Source organism: Streptomyces sp. NPDC029466 (assembly GCF_055574515.1).
This window is the reverse complement of record NZ_JBVHZH010000012.1, coordinates 141,703-158,651: the sequence shown is the minus strand read 5'-3', so window position 1 is coordinate 158,651 and position 16,949 is coordinate 141,703. Positions and strand designations below refer to the sequence as shown.

Here is a 16,949-nt window from a genome sequence, read left to right as displayed (position 1 = left end):
GGGGCGCGCAGCGCCCAACCCGCCCCGCCGCCCCGAGGCGGGACCCTCCCCCCCCCCCCCCCCCCCCCCCCCCCCCCTCCCACCCCCCCCCCCCCCCCCCCCCCCCCCCCCCCCCCCCCCGCCGCGGTCAGCCCTGGGGGACGGACAGCGATTCGTCCAGGAACTCCCGTACGTGGTCCCGCACTTCCTCCCGCTCGGTGCCCGGGAGGCCGACGACGAGCTGGGAGCCGAAGCCGTCGAGGAGGGCGCGGGTGCGGGTGGCGAAGCGTTCGGGATCGACGGGGCGGAACTCGCCCTTCGAGATGCCCTCGACGAGCAGGGCCACCAGGTCGCGGTGCCAGGCCAGTTCCAGTTCCAGCTGGCGTTCACGGGTCTCGTCGTCGGCGTTCTGGGAGCGGTTCCACACCTCCAGCCACAGCGTCCAGCGCGGGTCGCGGTGGCCTTCGGGGAGGTAGAGGTCGACCAGCGCGTCCAGCCGTTCGCGGGCCGGGACGCGGCGGGAGAAGGCGGCCCGGCGCTCGGCGCCGAGCTGCTCCTCGCTCCACTGGAGGGTCTGGAGCAGCAGCTCGTCCTTCGTACCGAAGTAGTAGAGGATGTGGCCGCTGCTCATGCCGACCTCGCGGCCCAGGCCGGCCATGGTCAGCCGGTCCAGGCCCTCGGCGGCGATGGTCGCCATCGCCGCGGCCAGGACCTGCTCGCGGGGCTGGTTGAGCCGGCGCCTGGGACGGCGCGCGGGACCGGGCACAGGGACCTCCGGGTCGGCTGGGGCAGGTCTGCGGATCAGACCTTCGGCTGCTGCTGGGTGATGCAGTGGATACCGCCACCCGCTGCGAAGATCGTACGGGCGTCCACGAGGGTCACCGTCCGGTCGGGGAAGAGCCGGCGGAAGATCGCGGCCGCCTCCTCGTCGCGCGGGTCGTCGAAGCCGCACAGCACCACGCCGTCGTTGCAGAGGTAGTGGTTGATGTAGGAGTAGTCGACCGGCTCACCGTCCTCCTCGATGACGGTCGGCGCGGGCACCTCGATGACCTCCAGCTGCCGGCCCCGGGCGTCGGTGGAAGCGCGCAGCAGCTTGCCGATCTCCTGGCAGATGGCGTGGTCGGGGTGGTCCGGGTCGGGCTGGGTGTGTACGAGGACGGTGCCGGGGCGGGCGAAGGCGGCGACGATGTCGACATGGCCGCGGGTGCCGAACTGCCCGTAGTCGGCGGCCAGTCCGCGCGGCAGCCAGATCGCCTTGGCGGTGCCGAGGTGGGCGTGGATCTCGGCCTCGACCTCCTCCTGGGTACGGCCGGGGTTGCGGCCCGGATCGAGCTGGACGGTCTCGGTGAGCAGCACGGTGCCCTCGCCGTCGATGTGGATGCCGCCGCCCTCGTTGACCAGAGGGGTGGCGTAGCGGCGGGCGCCGGCCAGCCCGCAGACCTGCTCGGCGATCTTCTCGTCGAGGTCCCAGCGGGCCCATTCCTGGGCGCCCCAGCCGTTGAACACCCAGTCGGCGGCGGCCAGTCGGCCCGCGCCGTCGGTGAGGAAGGTGGGGCCGATGTCGCGCATCCAGGCGTCGTTCAGCGGGCGCTCGACGATCTCGATGTCCGCACCGAGCAGCGCGCGGGCGCCTTCCGACTGGCCGGTTCCGGCGACGACGGTGACCGGCTCGAAGCGGCGGACCGCACGGGCGACGGCCGCCCAGGCGCGGCGGGCCCGGTCCAGTGTCTCGCCGCCCTCCTCGCCGAAGGTGAAGCCGGGGCCGGGCCAGGCCATCCAGGTGCGCTCGTGCCGGGCCCACTCCGGGGGCATGCGGAAGCCGTCGGCGACAGGGGTGTTCATGCGGGGGTCCTCAGGGTCTGTATCGGTGTGACAGGCAAGGGGTTCGCGCTGGTCGGCCTACGAGGCGCACTCACCGGGAGTGGCCACCGGGCGTGATCGCAGAGGGTGGTGCCACGGTGGCCACCAGGAGTCGCCACGGGGTGCCCTCACAGGAAATAGAGCCGGGACAGCGAGACGGAGTCGGCCGGTTCCGAGCGCATCGGAGCGCCGTCCAGGGTGACCAGTCCGCTGCCCCCGTCGACCTGCACCTGCCCGATCCGGGAGTTGTGGACGAGGCTGCCGGGACCGATGCCGCGGGTACCGCGGACGGCGACCCGGCGCCGGCGGGTGGGCATCCCGTCCCCGCCCTGTTCGGCCGCGGCCCGCGCGACGAAGGCGACGGAGATCTCGGCGGGCGTCGCGCCGTACGCCCCGAACTGCGGGCCGAGCACCAGGGGTTCGCAGGTGTCGGTGGCGGCGTTCGGGTCGCCGGTGACGCCGTAGGCGGGGAATCCGGACTTCAGCACCAGTTGCGGCTTGGCGCCGAAGTACTGCGGCTTCCACAGCACGACATCGGCCATCTTGCCGACCTCGATCGACCCGATCTCGTGCGAGAGGCCGTGGGCGATGGCGGGGTTGATGGTGAGCTTGGCGATGTAGCGCAGCACGCGGGCGTTGTCGTCGTGGGCGCCGTCGCCCTGCATCGGGCCGAGCTCGGCCTTCATCTTGCCCGCCATCGCGAAGGTGCGCCGGACGGTCTCACCCGCGCGCCCCATGCCCTGCGCGTCGGAGGAGGTGATGCCGATCGCCCCGAGGTCATGCAGCACGTCCTCGGCGCCCATCGTCCCGGCCCGGATGCGGTCGCGGGCCATGGCGGCGTCGCCGGGCAGATCGGTCTTCAGATCGTGGACCGAGACGATCATGCCGTAGTGCTCGGCGACCGCGTCCCGCCCGAAGGGGAGGGTGGGGTTGGTGGAGGAGCCGATGACGTTGGGCACCCCGGCCATCTTGAGGACGTTGGGGACATGACCGCCCCCGCAGCCCTCGATGTGGAAGGCGTGGATGGTCCGGCCGTCCAGGACGCGCAGGGTGTCCTCGACAGTGAGGCACTCGTTGAGGCCGTCGCTGTGCAGCGCGACCTGGACGTCGTGCTCCTCGGCGACCCGCAGCGCGGTGTCCAGGGCGCGGGCGTGGGCGCCCATGTCCTCGTGCACCTTGAAGCCGCAGGCGCCGCCCTCGGCGAGCGCCTCGACCAGCGGGGCCTCGCCCGAGGACGAACCACGGCCGAGGAAGCCGATGTTGACCGGCCAGGCGTCGAAGGCTCTGAAGGCGTGGCCCAGCGCCCAGGGCGAGTTGACGCCGACGCCCCAGACCGGCCCGAATTCCTGGCCGATGATCGTGGTCACGCCGGAGGCCAGCGAGGCTTCCATGACGCGCGGTGAGAGCAGATGGACATGGGTGTCGACGGCGCCCGCGGTGGCGATCATGCCCTCGCCGGAGACGATCGAGGTGCCGGTGCCGACGACGACATCGACGCCGTCGAGGGTGTCGGGGTTGCCGGCCCGCCCTATCGCGTGGATCCGGCCCTCGCGGATGCCGATGGACACCTTGCGGATGCCCTGGACCGCGTCGATGACCAGGACGTTGCTGATCACCACATCGCAGGTCTCGCGGACCGCGGCGGCCTTGAGGTGCAGCCCGTCGCGAGCGGTCTTGCCGAAGCCGGCCAGGAACTCGTCGCCGGGCTTCTGGGCGTCGGACTCGACCCGGACGACCAGGCCCGAGTCACCGAGGACGACCCGGTCGCCGGCCCGCGGGCCGTGCACCGACGCGTACTCGTGGGGATCGATGCTGCCCGTCATGCCGGTACCTCCGCTCCCAGGTAGCCGCAGGCGGCGGCCCGCCGCAGCGCTTCCGTTCTGGCGCCCGGTGCGTCCAGCGGGCCGTCGACGAGACCGGCGAAGCCGATCGCGATCCGGTCGCCGCCGACCGGGACCAGACCGACCTCCTCGGCGCCGCCGGGGTCGAACCGCACCGACGAGCCGGCCGGGACGCACAGCCGCATGCCGTACGCGGCGGCCCGGTCGAAGTCCAGCCGGGGGTTGGCCTCGAAGAAGTGGAAGTGCGAGGTGACGCTGATCGGCACCGTCGCGGTGTTGCGCACCGTCAGCACCACCTCGGGCGCGGGCTCCGGGTCGGCCGGGCCGGGCAGCACCGCGCCGGGCGCGGGGTCCTCGTCGCCCCCGTCGCCCGCCGGACGGGCGCCGATCGGGTCGCTGACCACCGCGAGCCGGGAGCCGTCGTCGAAGACGGCCTCCACATGCACCTCGGTGACCACGTCGGCCACGCCCGGCAGCACATCGTCGGGGCCGAGCACGCCGCGGGCCGCCTCGATGGCTTGAGCGAGGCGGCGCCCGTCCCGCGCCGCCTCGCAGACTGTGTCCGCGATCAACGCGGTCGCCTCGGGCACATTCAGCTTCAGTCCGCGAGCCCGGCGCGTCCGCGCCAGCTCGGCCGCGCCGAACAGCAGCAGCCGGTCGCGTTCCGTCGGGGTCAGCCGCATCCCGTCCACACCTCCCGATCGATTAGAGCAACACTCTAACCATGAAAATCATCAAGAGGAAAGCATTGACCGCGGCCACAGCCATGCATCACATTGAGCGCTGCTCTAACTATTCGGCGCGATGGAGCGCTGCTCTAAATGATCTCGCAGCGCGGACAGCGCGCCTCGCGCGCACCGTCCACAGCACGGAGCACTGCCCGCGCGCTGCTCGCACACTGTTGTCCGGCCTCTCAGGGGAGCCCTCATGCCGATTGAACAACGCGGAGTCGACACCATCCCGGACGAGGAACGCACCAGCGGCCCTCGCGATCTGATCTCAATCCTGCTCGGATCGAACCTCGCCCTGGGTGTGGTGATCTTCGGCTGGCTCCCGGTCTCCTTCGGGCTCGGCTTCTGGCCCTCGGTGACCTCCCTGGTGGCCGGCACCCTCGTCGGCACCCTGCTGACCGCCCCGCTCGCCCTGGTCTCGCTGCGCAGCGCCACCAACCTGTCCACCAGCAGCGGTGCCCACTTCGGTGTGCGCGGCCGGCTGGTCGGCTCGGTCATCGGCCTGCTGCTGTCGCTGGGCTACACCGCGCTGACCCTGTGGGTGGGCGGCGACGCGGTGGTGGGCACGCTGCACCGGCTGACCGGGCTGCCGTCGAACGGCACCACGTACGCCCTGGTCTACGCCCTGCTGGCGGGCGCCACCGCCGTCGGCGCGGTCTACGGCTACCGGGTGCTGCTCCGGCTGAGCAAGGTGCTCGCCATCGGACTGACCGTCCTCCTGGCCCTCGGCATCGTCGCCTACGCGGACACCTTCACCACCGCCGCACCGCCCGGCAGCTCCTACCTGCTCGGCGGGTTCTGGCAGACCTGGCTGCTGGCAGCCGTCTCCGCGGGCCTGAGCGGCCCCATCGCCTTCATCACGCTGCTCGGTGACTACAGCCGCTACATCTCGCCGCTCCGGCACAGCGGCCGGAAGGTCTTCGGCGCCACCTGTCTGGGCCTGGTGGTCGGCCTGCTGGTGCCGCAGCTCTTCGGTACGTTCACCGCGCTCGCGGTCGGTGCGGGCGCGGACTACGCGGGCCCGCTGGTGGCCGGCGCACCGTTCTGGTACCTGGCGCTGCTGCTGCTCAACGCCTCGGCCGGCTCCGTCGGCAACTCCGGTCTGATGCTCTACAGCATGGGCCTCGACCTGGACGCGATCCTGCCGCGCGCGACCCGCACCCAGGCCACCTATGTCGTCGCCGCGCTCGCGACCACGCTGGTCTACGCCGGTCACTTCCTGTGGGCGGCGCAGGACGCGATGACCTCGTTCGTGCTGCTGATGACCGCCGTCGGGACGCCCTGGGCGGTGATCACCGTGATCGGCTTCGTCCGCTGCCGCGGCGCCTACGACCCGGAGTCGCTCCAGGTCTACAACCGGGGCACGCGCGGCGGTATGTACTGGTACCGGGCGGGCTGGCACGTCCGGGCGACGCTGGCCTGGGCGCTGGGCTCCGTGGTCGGCCTGATGGGCGTGGACACCCCGCTCTACCAGGGGCCGCTGCTCCCCCTCACCGGCGGCATCGACCTCAGCTTCCTGCTCGCGGCGGCCATGGGCGGGATCGCGTACCTGGCCCTCACCGTCCGGGACCCGCGCCCGGTCGCGGCGCTGCGCACCCGGCCGGCCACTCCCCCGGCCCCGGCGGCGGAAGCCCCCGCGGAGGTCGGCTGAGCCGGCCCGGACCCGACCGAGGCCGCCCCCGACGCACTTCCGGGGGCGGCCTCGATCAGGTCCGGGCGATGCGCGGTGGCGGAGTCAGCCCAGCTCGTGCATCCAGCCGTGCTTGTCCTCGGCGACACCGCGCTGGATGTCGAGGAGCGCCTCGCGCAGCTTCAGCGTGACCTTGCCGGGCTCACCGTCGGACTGGGTCCACTCGCCGCCCGCGCTCTTGACCGTGCCGACCGGGGTGATCACGGCGGCCGTGCCGCAGGCGAAGACCTCGGTGAGGGTGCCGTTCGCGGTGTCGGTCTTCCACTGGTCGATGGAGACCCGGGCCTCCTCCGACGCGTAACCCAGGTCGCGGGCGACGGACAGCAGGGAGTCACGGGTGACGCCGGCGAGCAGCGAGCCGGTCAGGGTGGGGGTGACGATCTTGTCGCCGTAGACGAAGTACAGGTTCATCCCGCCGAGTTCCTCGACCCACTTGTGCTCCACGGCGTCGAGGTAGGCGACCTGGTCACAGCCCTGCGCGGCGGCCTCGGCCTGGGCGAGCAGCGACGCGGCGTAGTTGCCGCCGGTCTTGGCGTCACCCATACCGCCGGGGACGGCCCGCACCCGGTTCTCGGACAGCCAGATGGAGACCGGCTTGACGCCGCCGGCGAAGTACGCGCCGGCGGGCGAGGCGATGACGACGAAGAGGTACTCGTTGGCGGGCTTCACACCCAGGCCGACCTCGGTCGCGATCATGAACGGGCGCAGGTAGAGCGACTCCTCGCCGCCGTGCGCGGGCACCCAGTCCTTGTCCTGCTGAACGAGCAGGTCGCAGGCCTCGATGAAGGTCTCGACGGGCAGCTCGGGCATGGCCAGCCGGCGCGCGGAGGACTGGAAGCGCCGGGCGTTGGCGTCCGGACGGAAGGTGGCGACGGACCCGTCGGGCCGGCGGTACGCCTTGAGGCCCTCGAAGATCTCCTGGGCGTAGTGCAGGACATTGGTCGCCGGGTCGAGGGAGAGCGGCCCGTAGGGCACGAGCTGCCCGTCGTGCCAGCCACGGCCCTCCGTCCACTTGATCGTCACCATGTGATCGGTGAAGTGGCGGCCGAAGCCGGGGGCGGCCAGGATCTGCTCCCGCTCCGCGTCGGACAGCGGATGCGAGGAGGGCTTGAGCTCGATCGTGGGCGTCGTCATGGATGCATGTCCTTCACTGCGTGTGCGATACCGGGGGGTACCTCCCAGCGTGCGCTGGGGAGCATCACCGGCCCAGCCCTCCGGCCGGGGGTAAGGGGTTCGGTCCCCCACCTTGCGGCACCGGTGCGGTGGCTGCCGCGCCTACGAGGCCGCTTGAACGTACCGGTCGTTACTGGGACGTCCGAGTTTCCTCGCGGGCAAGGATGCCACGTCCGATTATCGCCCGTGGGTCCGTGCGGCCGGAACCGGGGCGGCGGCGGTGCCGGGCGCACGCGCACAGCGCCGGGCCCCCTGGAGGCGGCCCGGCGCTGTGCGTGGTGCGTGTCTGCGCGGTGGGGCCTCAGCCCGCTACCCGTGCGACCAGCGCGTCACCGATCTCGTCCGTGCTCCGCGCCGTACCGTCCCGGGCCTCCAGATCGGCGGCCACGGCCTCCTCGATGCGGGCGGCCTGCTGCTCGTAGCCGAGGTGGCGCAGCAGCAGGGCGACGGAGAGGACCGTCGCCGTCGGGTCGGCCTTGCCGGTGCCCGCGATGTCCGGCGCGGAGCCGTGCACCGGCTCGAACATCGAGGGGAAGTCGCCGGTCGGGTTGATGTTCCCGGAGGCGGCCAGGCCGATACCGCCGGTGACGGCCGCGGCGAGGTCGGTGAGGATGTCACCGAAGAGGTTGTCGGTGACGATCACGTCGAACCGCTCGGGCTGGGTGACGAAGAAGATCGTCGCGGCGTCGACATGCAGGTAGTCGGTGGTGACCTCGGGGTACTCCTGGCCGACCTTGTCGAAGATGTTCTTCCACATGTGGCCCGCGTACACCAGCACATTGTTCTTGTGCACCAGCGTGAGCTTCTTGCGGGGACGGGAGTTGGCCCGCTCGTACGCGTCCCGGACCACCCGCTCCACGCCGTAGGCGGTGTTCACGCTGACCTCGGTGGCGACCTCGGCGGGCGTGCCGGTGCGCAGCGAGCCGCCGTTGCCGGTGTAGGGGCCCTCGGTCCCCTCGCGCACCACCACGAAGTCGATGTCGGGGCGGCCGGCGAGCGGGGTGGAGGTGTTCGGGAAGAGCTTCGACGGGCGCAGGTTGACGAAGTGGTCGAAGGCGAAGCGGAGCTTCAGCAGCAGACCGCGCTCCAGCACACCGGAGGGCACGGACGGGTCGCCGATCGCGCCGAGCAGGATCGCGTCGTGCTGCTTGAGCGACTCCAGCTCCGCGTCGGGAAGGGTCTCACCGGTCGCATGCCAGCGCCGGGCACCGAGGTCGTACTCCTTGGTTTCCAGCTTGACGTCCTGCGGGAGGACCGCGGTCAGGACCTTCAGGCCCTGGGCCACGACTTCCTGGCCGATACCGTCACCGGGGATCACTGCGAGGCGAATGCTGCGAGACATGTCTGGACCCTACTCTCCGTCCCATGGATTGACACGTAACGTCCGCCATACGGACACATGGGGAGGCGGTCAGCCGGCGTTCACCCGCTGTCCCCACAACGGTCGGGTCGCGCTGGGAAATTCGGGGCATGACTGGAAATCCCCGGGGGACCGTCCACCGGCCCTCGCACACCCCCCGCGTCGGCATCCCGGAGCAGCTGGCGGCCCGGATGAGCATGCCGGAACAGCATGACTACCTCCGTACGAAGCTGAGCCGCAGAGGCCTGCTGCGTACCTCGGCCGCCACCGCGGGAGTGGTCGCGGGCTCCGGGCTGCTGGCCGGTTCGGCCCAGGGCGTCTCGCCCACCCTGCTGTCCTCGCCGGCGACGGCCGCCGTGGACGGTTCGCTGGTCGCCCCGTTCGGCCGGCATCTGGCCTTCGGCGCCGACCCCAAGCACCAGATGCGGGTGAGCTGGCAGGTGCCGCTCGCGGTCAAGCGGCCGTATCTGCGGGTGGGTCTGAAGCCGTGGGACCTGGGGCGCAAGATCGAGGCCGAGGTCCGGCCGCTGCACACCCCGTCGCTGTCCGCGAAGCTGCCGGCCGTGCAGCAGTACTACCTGCACGCCGCGCTGGACGGGCTGCACCCGGGGACGACGTACTACTACGGCGTCGGCCACGAGGGCTTCGACCCGGCCGACCCGCGCCACTTCTCCACCGTCGGCACCTTCCGTACCGCCCCGGCCCGCCCCGAGGCCTTCGTCTTCACCGCCTTCGGCGACCAGGGGGTCAGCTACCACGCCCTGGCCAACGACCAGTTGATCCTGGGTCAGAACCCGTCCTTCCACCTGCACGCGGGCGACATCTGCTACGCGGACACCGACGGCGACGGCTCCGAGCACGACGCCTACGACGCCCGGGTCTGGGACCAGTTCCTCGCGCAGACCGAGTCGGTGGCCAAGTCCGTGCCGTGGATGGTGACCACCGGCAACCACGACATGGAGGCCTGGTACTCCCCCAACGGCTACGGCGGCCAGAACGCCCGCTGGTCGCTGCCCGGCAACGGCCCGGACGCCCAGAACGCCCCCGGCGTCTACTCGTTCACCTACGGCAACACCGCCGTCGTCGCCCTGGACGCCAACGACATCTCCTACGAGATCCCCGCCAACCAGGGCTACACCGACGGCCGGCAGACCCGCTGGCTGGACCGCCGGCTGGCCGAGCTGCGCGCCACCGACGGCATCGACTTCCTCGTGGTCTTCTTCCACCACTGCGCCTTCTCCACCACGAATTCGCACGCCTCCGACGGCGCGGTGCGGGACGCCTGGCTACCGCTGTTCGACAAGCACCAGGTGGATCTGGTCGTCAACGGCCACAACCACGTCTACGAGCGCACCGACGCCCTCAAGAGCGGGCGGGTCGCCAAGAAGATGCCGATCGGCGCGAGCGTGGACACCACCCGCGAGGGCATCGTCTACGTGACCGCGGGCGGCGCGGGCCGGGCCCTCTACGACTTCCCCGTACCGGACAGCTACGAGGGGCACGTCAAGGACCTCGACCACGTGGACACCTACCACTGGTCCAAGGGCCAGAAGAAGACCAAGGAAACCGTGGAGTGGTCCCGGGTCCGCTACACCGGCTACTCCTTCATCGCCGTCGAGGTCACACCGGGCAGCCACCCGCGAATGAAGGTCACCGCCCTCGCCGAGTCCGGCGAGCGCATCGACCACTTCGAGGTGACGCGCTCGCCCGCGCAGTAATCAGGGGGCGAGCACTTGCCGGGGCGCCCGGGATCCGGGCGCCCCTGGGGGCTCAGCCCACTCAGGACAGAAAGAGCCACCGGGCCACGGACAGCCGGATCCGCCAGCAGCAGCGGCAGGGCATCGACGCCGGCCTCGACAGGACCGACCCAGGTCGCGCACGCATCGGCTCAGTGCCCGGTGGAGCCGCCGTTGTCACGGCGGTCGAGGGCACGCTGGAGGGCGGCGGCGGCATTCCTGCGGTCGGCGTCGCCGGTCGTACGGGCGGAGTGACGGGTCCTGCGGACGGCAGTCTCAGCCATGATTCACGTCTCCTATGCCAGAGCCCCGAGAAGAAATGGGATGCGTCGATCCAGAAGCGGCCGGAAAACGCGGGGGCCTCGGCACGGCAGGGGTCACCTGCGCTCACGTACCGGGCCGCATCCGCACTCGCTCGATGGAGCGTTACGTTCGGCTCCTACAACGCTAGGACAGCTCGGCCGTGATGTCTGCACAATTACTTGGGCTTCCTACTATCTGAGACGGCGGGCGTGTGCTCGAACGAGTGATCCGGGAACATTCGCAGGTCGAGGGCGTCCCGGGCTTCCTAGCTTGGCGGTGTCGCTTGTGCCGCCCGGCCAAGCCCGCCCACACTTGAGGAGGAGGTGCTGCACCATGACCGCTCTCGCACACGAGGCGCCCGAATCCACGCCCGGACTGGACCTGGACGAGCTCCTGTGGCAGGCATGGAAAGCCATGGAACTCCCCGAGGGCCTTCGCGCCGAGATCGTTGAGGGGTTCATCGAGGTGTCGCCCACAGGTCGCTACAGCCACAGCAAGCTCAGTAACCAACTGCGCCGAGAGCTGAGCCGGTACCTCGACGGCCAGTCGAGCCCGTACGTCGTCAGTAACGACATAAACGTCGTGCACGGCCGCAAGGTCTGGATCCCGGACGCAGTCGTTTCCCCGGAAGACGACGAGGAGTTCGTTACCGATGACGGTCTCGGCCTCGACGCCCGCTGTGTCGGGCTCATCGTCGAGGTCGTCTCCCCCGGGCACGACGGCACGCAGCGTGACCGCGTCCGCAAGCGCCGCGCCTATGCCCGCGCCGGCATTCCCGTGTACGTACTCATCGACGCATACGACGATCACGGCGTCGTCAGCGTGCTCACCGACCCTCGCCCCGACGAAGCGACGTACGCCGGCGAAAATCGGGTGCGCTTCGGCACCGAAGCAACCATCCCCGAAGGCCCCGCCAAGGGCTTCACCATCGGCGAGGCGATCACCGGCCCCCCACGCAACGCCTGAAGCAACGCCGAACGGCCCGGCACCCCCGGGGAGAGGGGTACCGGGCCGTCGGCGTGCGGCCGGTCGGACGTCAGCCCATGTGCGGGTAGCGGTAGTCCGTCGGCGGGACCAGGGTCTCCTTGATGGAGCGGGTGGAGGTCCAGCGCATCAGGTTCTGCTTGGCGCCGGCCTTGTCGTTGGTGCCGGAGGCGCGGCCGCCGCCGAAGGGCTGCTGGCCGACGACGGCGCCGGTCGGCTTGTCGTTGATGTAGAAGTTGCCGGCCGCGAAGCGCAGCACCTCGCAGGTGCGGGCCGCCTCGGCACGGTCCTGGGCGATGACGCAACCGGTCAGGCCGTACGCCGAGGCGGACTCCATCTGGGTGAGCATCGCGTCGTAGTCGGCGTCGTCGTAGACGTAGACGCCGAGGATCGGGCCGAAGTACTCGTCCTTGAAGATCTCGTTCTCCGGGTCGGTGGAGACCAGGACCGTCGGGCGGACGAAGTAGCCCTCGCTGTCGTCGTACGTGCCGCCGGCCACGACCTCGATGGTCGGGTCGGCCTTGGCGCGGTCGATCGCCGCCTTGTTCTTGGCGAAGGAGCGCTCGTCGATGACGGCGGACATGAAGTTCGACAGGTCGCTGACGTCACCCATGGACAGGGCGTCGACCTCGGCCGCGAACTCCTCCTTGAGGCCGCTGTTCCACAGCGAGGCCGGGACGTAGGCGCGGGAGGCCGCGGAGCACTTCTGGCCCTGGAACTCGAAGGCGCCACGGGTCATGGCGGTCTTCAGCACGGCGCGGTCGGCCGAGGGGTGGGCGACGATGAAGTCCTTGCCGCCGGTCTCGCCGACGAGCCGCGGGTAGGTCTTGTAGTTCTCGATGTTGTTGCCGACCGTCTTCCACAGGTACTGGAAGGTCTTGGTCGAACCGGTGAAGTGGATACCGGCCAGGTCGGGGTGGGTCAGCGCCACCTCGGAGAGGTCCTTGCCGTCACCGGTGACGAGGTTGATGACGCCCTTGGGCAGCCCGGCCTCCTCCAGCAGCTGCATCAGCAGCACGGCGGCGTAGGTCTGCGTCGGGGAGGGCTTCCAGACCACGACGTTGCCCATGAGCGCGGGCGCGGTCGGGAGGTTGCCGGCGATCGCGGTGAAGTTGAACGGCGTGATCGCGTAGACGAAGCCTTCGAGGGGGCGGTGGTCCGAGCGGTTCCAGACGCCCGGGGAGTTCGCCGGGGGCTGCTCGGCGAGGATCTGGCGCGCGAAGTGCACATTGAAGCGCCAGAAGTCGATGAGCTCACACGGGGTGTCGATCTCGGCCTGCTGGGCGGTCTTGGACTGGCCGAGCATGGTGGCGGCGGCCATCGTCTCGCGCCAGGGGCCGGCGAGCAGGTCGGCGGCCTTGAGGATGATCGCGGCGCGGTCGTCGAAGGACAGCGCACGCCAGGCCGGGGCGGCGGCCAGCGCGGCGTCGACCGCGTCCTGGGCGTCCTTGACCGTGGCGTTGGCGTACGTACCGAGCCGGGAGGCGTGGTTGTGCGGCTGCACGACGTCGAAGCGCTCGCCGCCGCCCATCCGGTGCTCGCCGCCGATGGTCATCGGCAGCTCGATCGGGTTGTCGGCCAGCTCCTTGAGCTTGGCTTCCAGGCGGGAACGCTCCGGGCTACCGGGGGCGTAGGTGTGGACCGGCTCGTTAACCGGCACGGGGACCTGGGTCACAGCGTCCATAGCGGCCGTGTCTCCTTCGATTTCGCTCGTCGGTTTTCGTACGTCGGTGGTGCGGCCGCGGCCGCTTCGGGTGGGCGGCTGCGGGCGGCGCCGTCCGGAACATCCCCCGGTTTCCAGCATCCACCCGTACCGGCCTTTCGCGGGGCCGGCCAGCCGCGGGTCGCCGGCGGTCGCGGGCCGCCGCCTGCCGTGGCCGTCAGCCGCGGGTGGCCAGCGACCTCAGGAAGAACCCGAGGTTCGCGGGGCGCTCGGCCAGCCGGCGCATGAAGTAGCCGTACCAGTCGGTGCCATAGGGGATGTACACCCGCATACGGTGTCCTTCGGCGACCAGCCGCTGCTGCTCGGCCTCGCGGATGCCGTACAGCATCTGGAATTCGTAGTCGGCCGGCTTGCGGCCGTTGCGGTGGGCCAGCTCCTGGGCGATGGCCACCATCCGCGGGTCGTGCGACCCGATCATGGGGTAGCCCTCCCCCGCCATCAGGATCTTCAGGCACCGCACATAGGCCTTGTCGACCTCTCGCTTGTCCTGGAAGGCGACGGCCGCGGGCTCCTTGTACGCACCCTTGACCAGCCGCACCCGGGAGCCTTCCCCGGCGAGCGCGTGGCAGTCGTCCTCGGTACGGAAGAGGTAGGACTGGAGCACCGCGCCCGTCTGGGGAAACCGCTCGCGCAGGTCGGCGAGGATCGCCAGGGTGGAGTCGACCGTGGTGTGGTCCTCCATGTCGAGGGTCACGGTCGTCCCGGCCTCGGCGGCGGCCTCGACCACCGGGGTGACGTTCTTCAGGGCCAGCTCATGGCCGCCGGCCAGCGCCTGCCCGAAAGCGGACAGCTTGACCGACATCTCGGCCTTGACGCCGAGCCCGTGCTCCTTGAGGGCCGCGGCCAGCTCCAGGTAGGCATCGCGATTGCGCAGCGCCTCGGCCGGGTCGGTGATGTCCTCGCCCAGGTGGTCGAGGGTGACCTCCAGACCTCGCGCGGCCAGGGTCCGCACGGCCGCCATGGACTCGGTCAGGCGCTCGCCGGCGACGAAACGCTCCACCACGGGCCGGGTGACCGGAGCGGCCGCCACGAGCCGGCGGATGCTGTCACTGCGCGCTGCGGCCAGAAGCACGGGACCCAGCATGGGCACCTCCACGATTCAGGGTGACAAGTACCGGGCGGACACCGGGCGGGCGAACGCGTCGGCAATATTGAGCCACCTGAAACTTAAGGATCGCGCCACTTCGCGGCCATCGACAGCTGTCACGCCTTCGTGGCCGGGATCTCAGACAGATGTATGAGAATGAAGGTGAGGAGACCGTGCCAGTGGTGACTGTGGTGTGAGAGGTGTCCGTGTCACCGGTGGTGCCGGTGGTGTGACGACAGGAGAGGAGCCGGGCGGCCGATGCGGGGCGACTATCAGCAGCTCGTGGACGAGATCTCGGCGGCGCTCGGCGCACCGGCGACGCTGGAGGACCGGGATTTCGGGCTGATCGCGTTCGGCGCGCACGAGGGCGACGACGACGAGGTGATGGACCCGGTCCGTACCCGCTCGATCCTCCAGCGCCGCTCCTCGGCGGCGGTCCGGGCCTGGTTCGAGGCGTTCGGGATCGCCCGCGCCAAGACCGCGCTGCGCATCCCGCCGGACCCGGCCGCGGGGGTCTTCCGGGGCCGTATCTGTCTGCCCGTGCGCCACCGGGGCATCGTGCACGGCTACGTCTGGCTGCTGGACGACGGCCATCTGACCGATCTCGAACTGGGCACCCGGGGCACGCCGCCCGACCCGCGGATCGCGCAGGCCATGGAGACCGCCGCCCGGATCGGCGCACTGCTGGCCGACGAGGCCCGCGCCGGGGCCGAACTCGGCGATCTGCTGCGGGAGTTGCTGGTCGCAACGCCCGACGGACAGCCGGCCGCGGCGGCCGCGCTGCGCGATGCGCTGCGGGACAGCCTCCGCTTCACCCCGGGCGCCCCGCTCACCCTGGTCGCGGTGCTGCCCTGGGACACCTCGGACACCGACGCGGCGCCGCTGCCGAGCCTGCCGGGGCTGCTCGCGGCCTGTGCGCTGCCGGCGGGCGGCGGCCCGGCGGACGGCCCGGCCGTGGGGGCGGACGAGACGGAGCCCGCCGCGGGCCGCACCGGGTCCGCCGCCCGGCCGCAGCCCGCGGCGCCGCTGCCCGCGCTGGCCGCGCTCGTCCGGCTGCGCGCGTCCGCCGCGCCCGCCCCGGCCCATACGGTGGCCGAGCATCTGCTGCGCTCCCCGCGCGCGGGCGCCGCACAGGGCGAGAGGCAGACACCGCGCGGCTCCGGGCACCCCCCGCCACCCCGGCCGGGCGCCGCCGGAATCGGCGCCGGCACCCGGGAGTTGACCGACCTTCCGGCCACCTGGCGGGAAGCGCTGGACGCGGCCCGCGCGGCGCATGCCGAGCCCCGGCTGGGCCCGATCACCCAATGGGACGCCATCGGCCCGTACCGCATGCTGACCGCTCTGCCGGCCACCGCCCCCGACCCGGCCATCGGCCCGCTGCTGGCGCCCGCGCACGCCGAACTCGCGCGCACCGCCGAGGTGTTCCTCGACTGCGCCGGCCAGGCGAGCCGCACCGCCCAGGCCCTGGGCATCCACCGGCAGACGCTCTACTACCGCCTGGGCCGGGTGGAGAAGCTGACCGGCCTCGATCTGGACGACGGCGAGCACCGGCTGTTGCTGCACATGGCGCTCAAGGCGGCGCGCCTGTGAAGAACACGCAGGGCCGGGACCGTCAGCTCCGTCCCTCGGGCAGCGAGGCGGGCGGCCGAGGAGGCGGCCGGAGCCGGTCCTCGCGGTCGGTGACGACCAGCGTGGTGGCCATCTTGTCCCACAGCTCCTGCCGGTTGCGGTCCCACAGCAGCCAGAAGTACGGGATCAGCAGGGTGACGGCGGCGAGCAGGCCGATGATCCCCCTGGCGATGAATTCACGGAAGAACATCCGCCACCACCGGGCCGCACGGGCCTCCGGAATGTAGATGACCCGCATGTGCAGCAACTGCTTGGCCGGGGTCTGACCCCGCGGGAAGACGAGGAAGGCCCAGATCAGCCAGCCGATGTACAGCGTGCAGATCATCAGCAGGTTCTCCAGCAGGTATCCGCCGAAGCGGAGCCCCACGGTGGACAGCCGGATTCCGGGCGGCAGCACCAGGACCTGCCCGCAGAACTGGCAGGTGAGCTCGCCCTCCACCGGGCCCCGGCACACCGGGCACACGGTGGGCGCCGAGGCGGGGGCGTAGGCGCGTGCGGAGGACGGTCCCCGTTGCGCCCATCGCGGTGCGGGCCGCGGACCGGCCGTCGGCGGCTGCTCCGCCTTCTTCCACCGCTCCGCCTTCTTCGACCGCTCCGCCCTTGTCGGCTCCGCCGCATCGTGGGGATTCTCGGTCATGCGCAGGTCCTTCGTCACCGACAACCAGCCAGCAGGACTGGCGTGCCGTGGATGGTGGATCCGCCGCTCAGCCCCTACGGGCACCGGCCTGGTGAACGGCGGCCCTTCCTGACGGCCGCTCAACCACGTGTCACCGCGCCCGCAGGCGTCGGGTGCGCAACCTCTTCACTTCAGGACAGCACGCCGCACAAGCCGCCGCAAATCTCCACCGGACGT

Annotated in this window: 14 protein-coding genes; 4 read left to right on the top strand and 10 right to left on the bottom strand. The window is 71.3% G+C overall.

Annotated features, from left to right (window positions below; genetic code table 11):
- Positions 1 to 127 precede the first annotated feature (127 nt).
- The 4 genes from ACZ4XD_RS12860 to ureA form a co-directional block, all read right to left on the bottom strand.
- Complete coding sequence (locus ACZ4XD_RS12860) at positions 128 to 745, bottom strand: TetR/AcrR family transcriptional regulator (RefSeq protein ID WP_468041373.1); 618 nt, start codon at positions 743 to 745, stop codon at positions 128 to 130.
- A 35-nt stretch (positions 746 to 780) separates the two neighbouring features.
- The gene (locus ACZ4XD_RS12855) at positions 781 to 1,821 is read right to left on the bottom strand and encodes an agmatine deiminase family protein (protein WP_468041372.1); all 1,041 of its coding nucleotides are present in this window, start codon (positions 1,819 to 1,821) and stop codon (positions 781 to 783) included.
- 146 nt (positions 1,822 to 1,967) lie between these two features.
- Positions 1,968 to 3,662, bottom strand: a complete 1,695-nt coding sequence (locus ACZ4XD_RS12850) for an urease subunit alpha (RefSeq protein WP_468041370.1) — start codon at positions 3,660 to 3,662, stop codon at positions 1,968 to 1,970.
- Complete coding sequence (ureA, locus tag ACZ4XD_RS12845) at positions 3,659 to 4,363, bottom strand: urease subunit gamma (protein WP_468041366.1); 705 nt, start codon at positions 4,361 to 4,363, stop codon at positions 3,659 to 3,661. The genes ACZ4XD_RS12850 and ureA overlap by 4 nt, the downstream gene beginning before the upstream one ends.
- A gap of 244 nt (positions 4,364 to 4,607) precedes the next feature.
- Between ureA and ACZ4XD_RS12840 the strand changes: the two genes are divergently transcribed.
- Positions 4,608 to 6,062 carry a cytosine permease gene (locus ACZ4XD_RS12840; RefSeq protein ID WP_468041363.1) on the top strand — a complete coding sequence of 485 codons (1,455 nt, stop codon included), beginning with the start codon at positions 4,608 to 4,610 and terminating at the stop codon, positions 6,060 to 6,062.
- A gap of 84 nt (positions 6,063 to 6,146) precedes the next feature.
- Here the strand turns inward: ACZ4XD_RS12840 and ACZ4XD_RS12835 are convergent, their stop codons facing one another.
- Both ACZ4XD_RS12835 and ACZ4XD_RS12830 read right to left on the bottom strand, forming a co-directional pair.
- Positions 6,147 to 7,235, bottom strand: coding sequence for a branched-chain amino acid aminotransferase (locus ACZ4XD_RS12835; protein ID WP_468041359.1), 1,089 nt, complete (start codon positions 7,233 to 7,235; stop codon positions 6,147 to 6,149).
- A 340-nt stretch (positions 7,236 to 7,575) separates the two neighbouring features.
- A complete protein-coding gene (locus ACZ4XD_RS12830) occupies positions 7,576 to 8,616 on the bottom strand; it encodes a 3-isopropylmalate dehydrogenase (RefSeq protein WP_468041355.1) in 1,041 nt (346 codons plus the stop codon).
- Between the two features lie 128 nt (positions 8,617 to 8,744).
- On the opposite strand from ACZ4XD_RS12830, the gene ACZ4XD_RS12825 reads away from it, so the two are divergent.
- Positions 8,745 to 10,352: a purple acid phosphatase family protein gene (locus ACZ4XD_RS12825; protein WP_468041351.1), complete on the top strand. Its 1,608-nt coding sequence runs from the start codon at positions 8,745 to 8,747 to the stop codon at positions 10,350 to 10,352.
- Between the two features lie 170 nt (positions 10,353 to 10,522).
- Here the strand turns inward: ACZ4XD_RS12825 and ACZ4XD_RS12820 are convergent, their stop codons facing one another.
- Positions 10,523 to 10,654, bottom strand: coding sequence for a hypothetical protein (locus ACZ4XD_RS12820; protein ID WP_018087223.1), 132 nt, complete (start codon positions 10,652 to 10,654; stop codon positions 10,523 to 10,525).
- Positions 10,655 to 11,006: 352 nt separating this feature from the next.
- Here ACZ4XD_RS12820 and ACZ4XD_RS12815 point away from each other — a divergent pair, with 352 nt between their 5' ends.
- Positions 11,007 to 11,639, top strand: a complete 633-nt coding sequence (locus ACZ4XD_RS12815) for a Uma2 family endonuclease (RefSeq protein ID WP_468041345.1) — start codon at positions 11,007 to 11,009, stop codon at positions 11,637 to 11,639.
- A 70-nt stretch (positions 11,640 to 11,709) separates the two neighbouring features.
- On the opposite strand, the gene pruA is transcribed toward ACZ4XD_RS12815, so the two are convergent.
- Positions 11,710 to 13,341, bottom strand: coding sequence for an L-glutamate gamma-semialdehyde dehydrogenase (gene pruA / locus ACZ4XD_RS12810; protein ID WP_468041343.1), 1,632 nt, complete (start codon positions 13,339 to 13,341; stop codon positions 11,710 to 11,712).
- Positions 13,342 to 13,537: 196 nt separating this feature from the next.
- Positions 13,538 to 14,464 (bottom strand): proline dehydrogenase family protein, encoded by a 927-nt coding sequence (locus tag ACZ4XD_RS12805; protein ID WP_468041339.1) that lies wholly within the window; start codon positions 14,462 to 14,464, stop codon positions 13,538 to 13,540.
- A gap of 261 nt (positions 14,465 to 14,725) precedes the next feature.
- Here ACZ4XD_RS12805 and ACZ4XD_RS12800 point away from each other — a divergent pair, with 261 nt between their 5' ends.
- Complete coding sequence (locus tag ACZ4XD_RS12800) at positions 14,726 to 16,057, top strand: PucR family transcriptional regulator (protein WP_468041337.1); 1,332 nt, start codon at positions 14,726 to 14,728, stop codon at positions 16,055 to 16,057.
- 22 nt (positions 16,058 to 16,079) lie between these two features.
- Here the strand turns inward: ACZ4XD_RS12800 and ACZ4XD_RS12795 are convergent, their stop codons facing one another.
- Complete coding sequence (locus ACZ4XD_RS12795) at positions 16,080 to 16,733, bottom strand: RDD family protein (protein ID WP_468041334.1); 654 nt, start codon at positions 16,731 to 16,733, stop codon at positions 16,080 to 16,082.
- Between the last annotated feature and the right edge of the window lie 216 nt (positions 16,734 to 16,949).

What these genes read in the sequence shown, in the direction of transcription:
- ACZ4XD_RS12855 (WP_468041372.1), bottom strand. Translation starts at nt 1,821, where the DNA reads ATGAACACCCCTGTCGCCGACGGCTTCCGCATGCCCCCGGAGTGGGCC.
- ACZ4XD_RS12850 (WP_468041370.1), bottom strand. Translation starts at nt 3,662, where the DNA reads ATGACGGGCAGCATCGATCCCCACGAGTACGCGTCGGTGCACGGCCCG.
- ureA (WP_468041366.1), bottom strand. Translation starts at nt 4,363, where the DNA reads ATGCGGCTGACCCCGACGGAACGCGACCGGCTGCTGCTGTTCGGCGCG.
- ACZ4XD_RS12840 (WP_468041363.1), top strand. Translation starts at nt 4,608, where the DNA reads ATGCCGATTGAACAACGCGGAGTCGACACCATCCCGGACGAGGAACGC.
- ACZ4XD_RS12835 (WP_468041359.1), bottom strand. Translation starts at nt 7,235, where the DNA reads ATGACGACGCCCACGATCGAGCTCAAGCCCTCCTCGCATCCGCTGTCC.
- ACZ4XD_RS12830 (WP_468041355.1), bottom strand. Translation starts at nt 8,616, where the DNA reads ATGTCTCGCAGCATTCGCCTCGCAGTGATCCCCGGTGACGGTATCGGC.
- ACZ4XD_RS12825 (WP_468041351.1), top strand. Translation starts at nt 8,745, where the DNA reads ATGACTGGAAATCCCCGGGGGACCGTCCACCGGCCCTCGCACACCCCC.
- ACZ4XD_RS12820 (WP_018087223.1), bottom strand. Translation starts at nt 10,654, where the DNA reads ATGGCTGAGACTGCCGTCCGCAGGACCCGTCACTCCGCCCGTACGACC.
- ACZ4XD_RS12815 (WP_468041345.1), top strand. Translation starts at nt 11,007, where the DNA reads ATGACCGCTCTCGCACACGAGGCGCCCGAATCCACGCCCGGACTGGAC.
- pruA (WP_468041343.1), bottom strand. Translation starts at nt 13,341, where the DNA reads ATGGACGCTGTGACCCAGGTCCCCGTGCCGGTTAACGAGCCGGTCCAC.
- ACZ4XD_RS12805 (WP_468041339.1), bottom strand. Translation starts at nt 14,464, where the DNA reads ATGCTGGGTCCCGTGCTTCTGGCCGCAGCGCGCAGTGACAGCATCCGC.
- ACZ4XD_RS12800 (WP_468041337.1), top strand. Translation starts at nt 14,726, where the DNA reads ATGCGGGGCGACTATCAGCAGCTCGTGGACGAGATCTCGGCGGCGCTC.
- ACZ4XD_RS12795 (WP_468041334.1), bottom strand. Translation starts at nt 16,733, where the DNA reads ATGACCGAGAATCCCCACGATGCGGCGGAGCCGACAAGGGCGGAGCGG.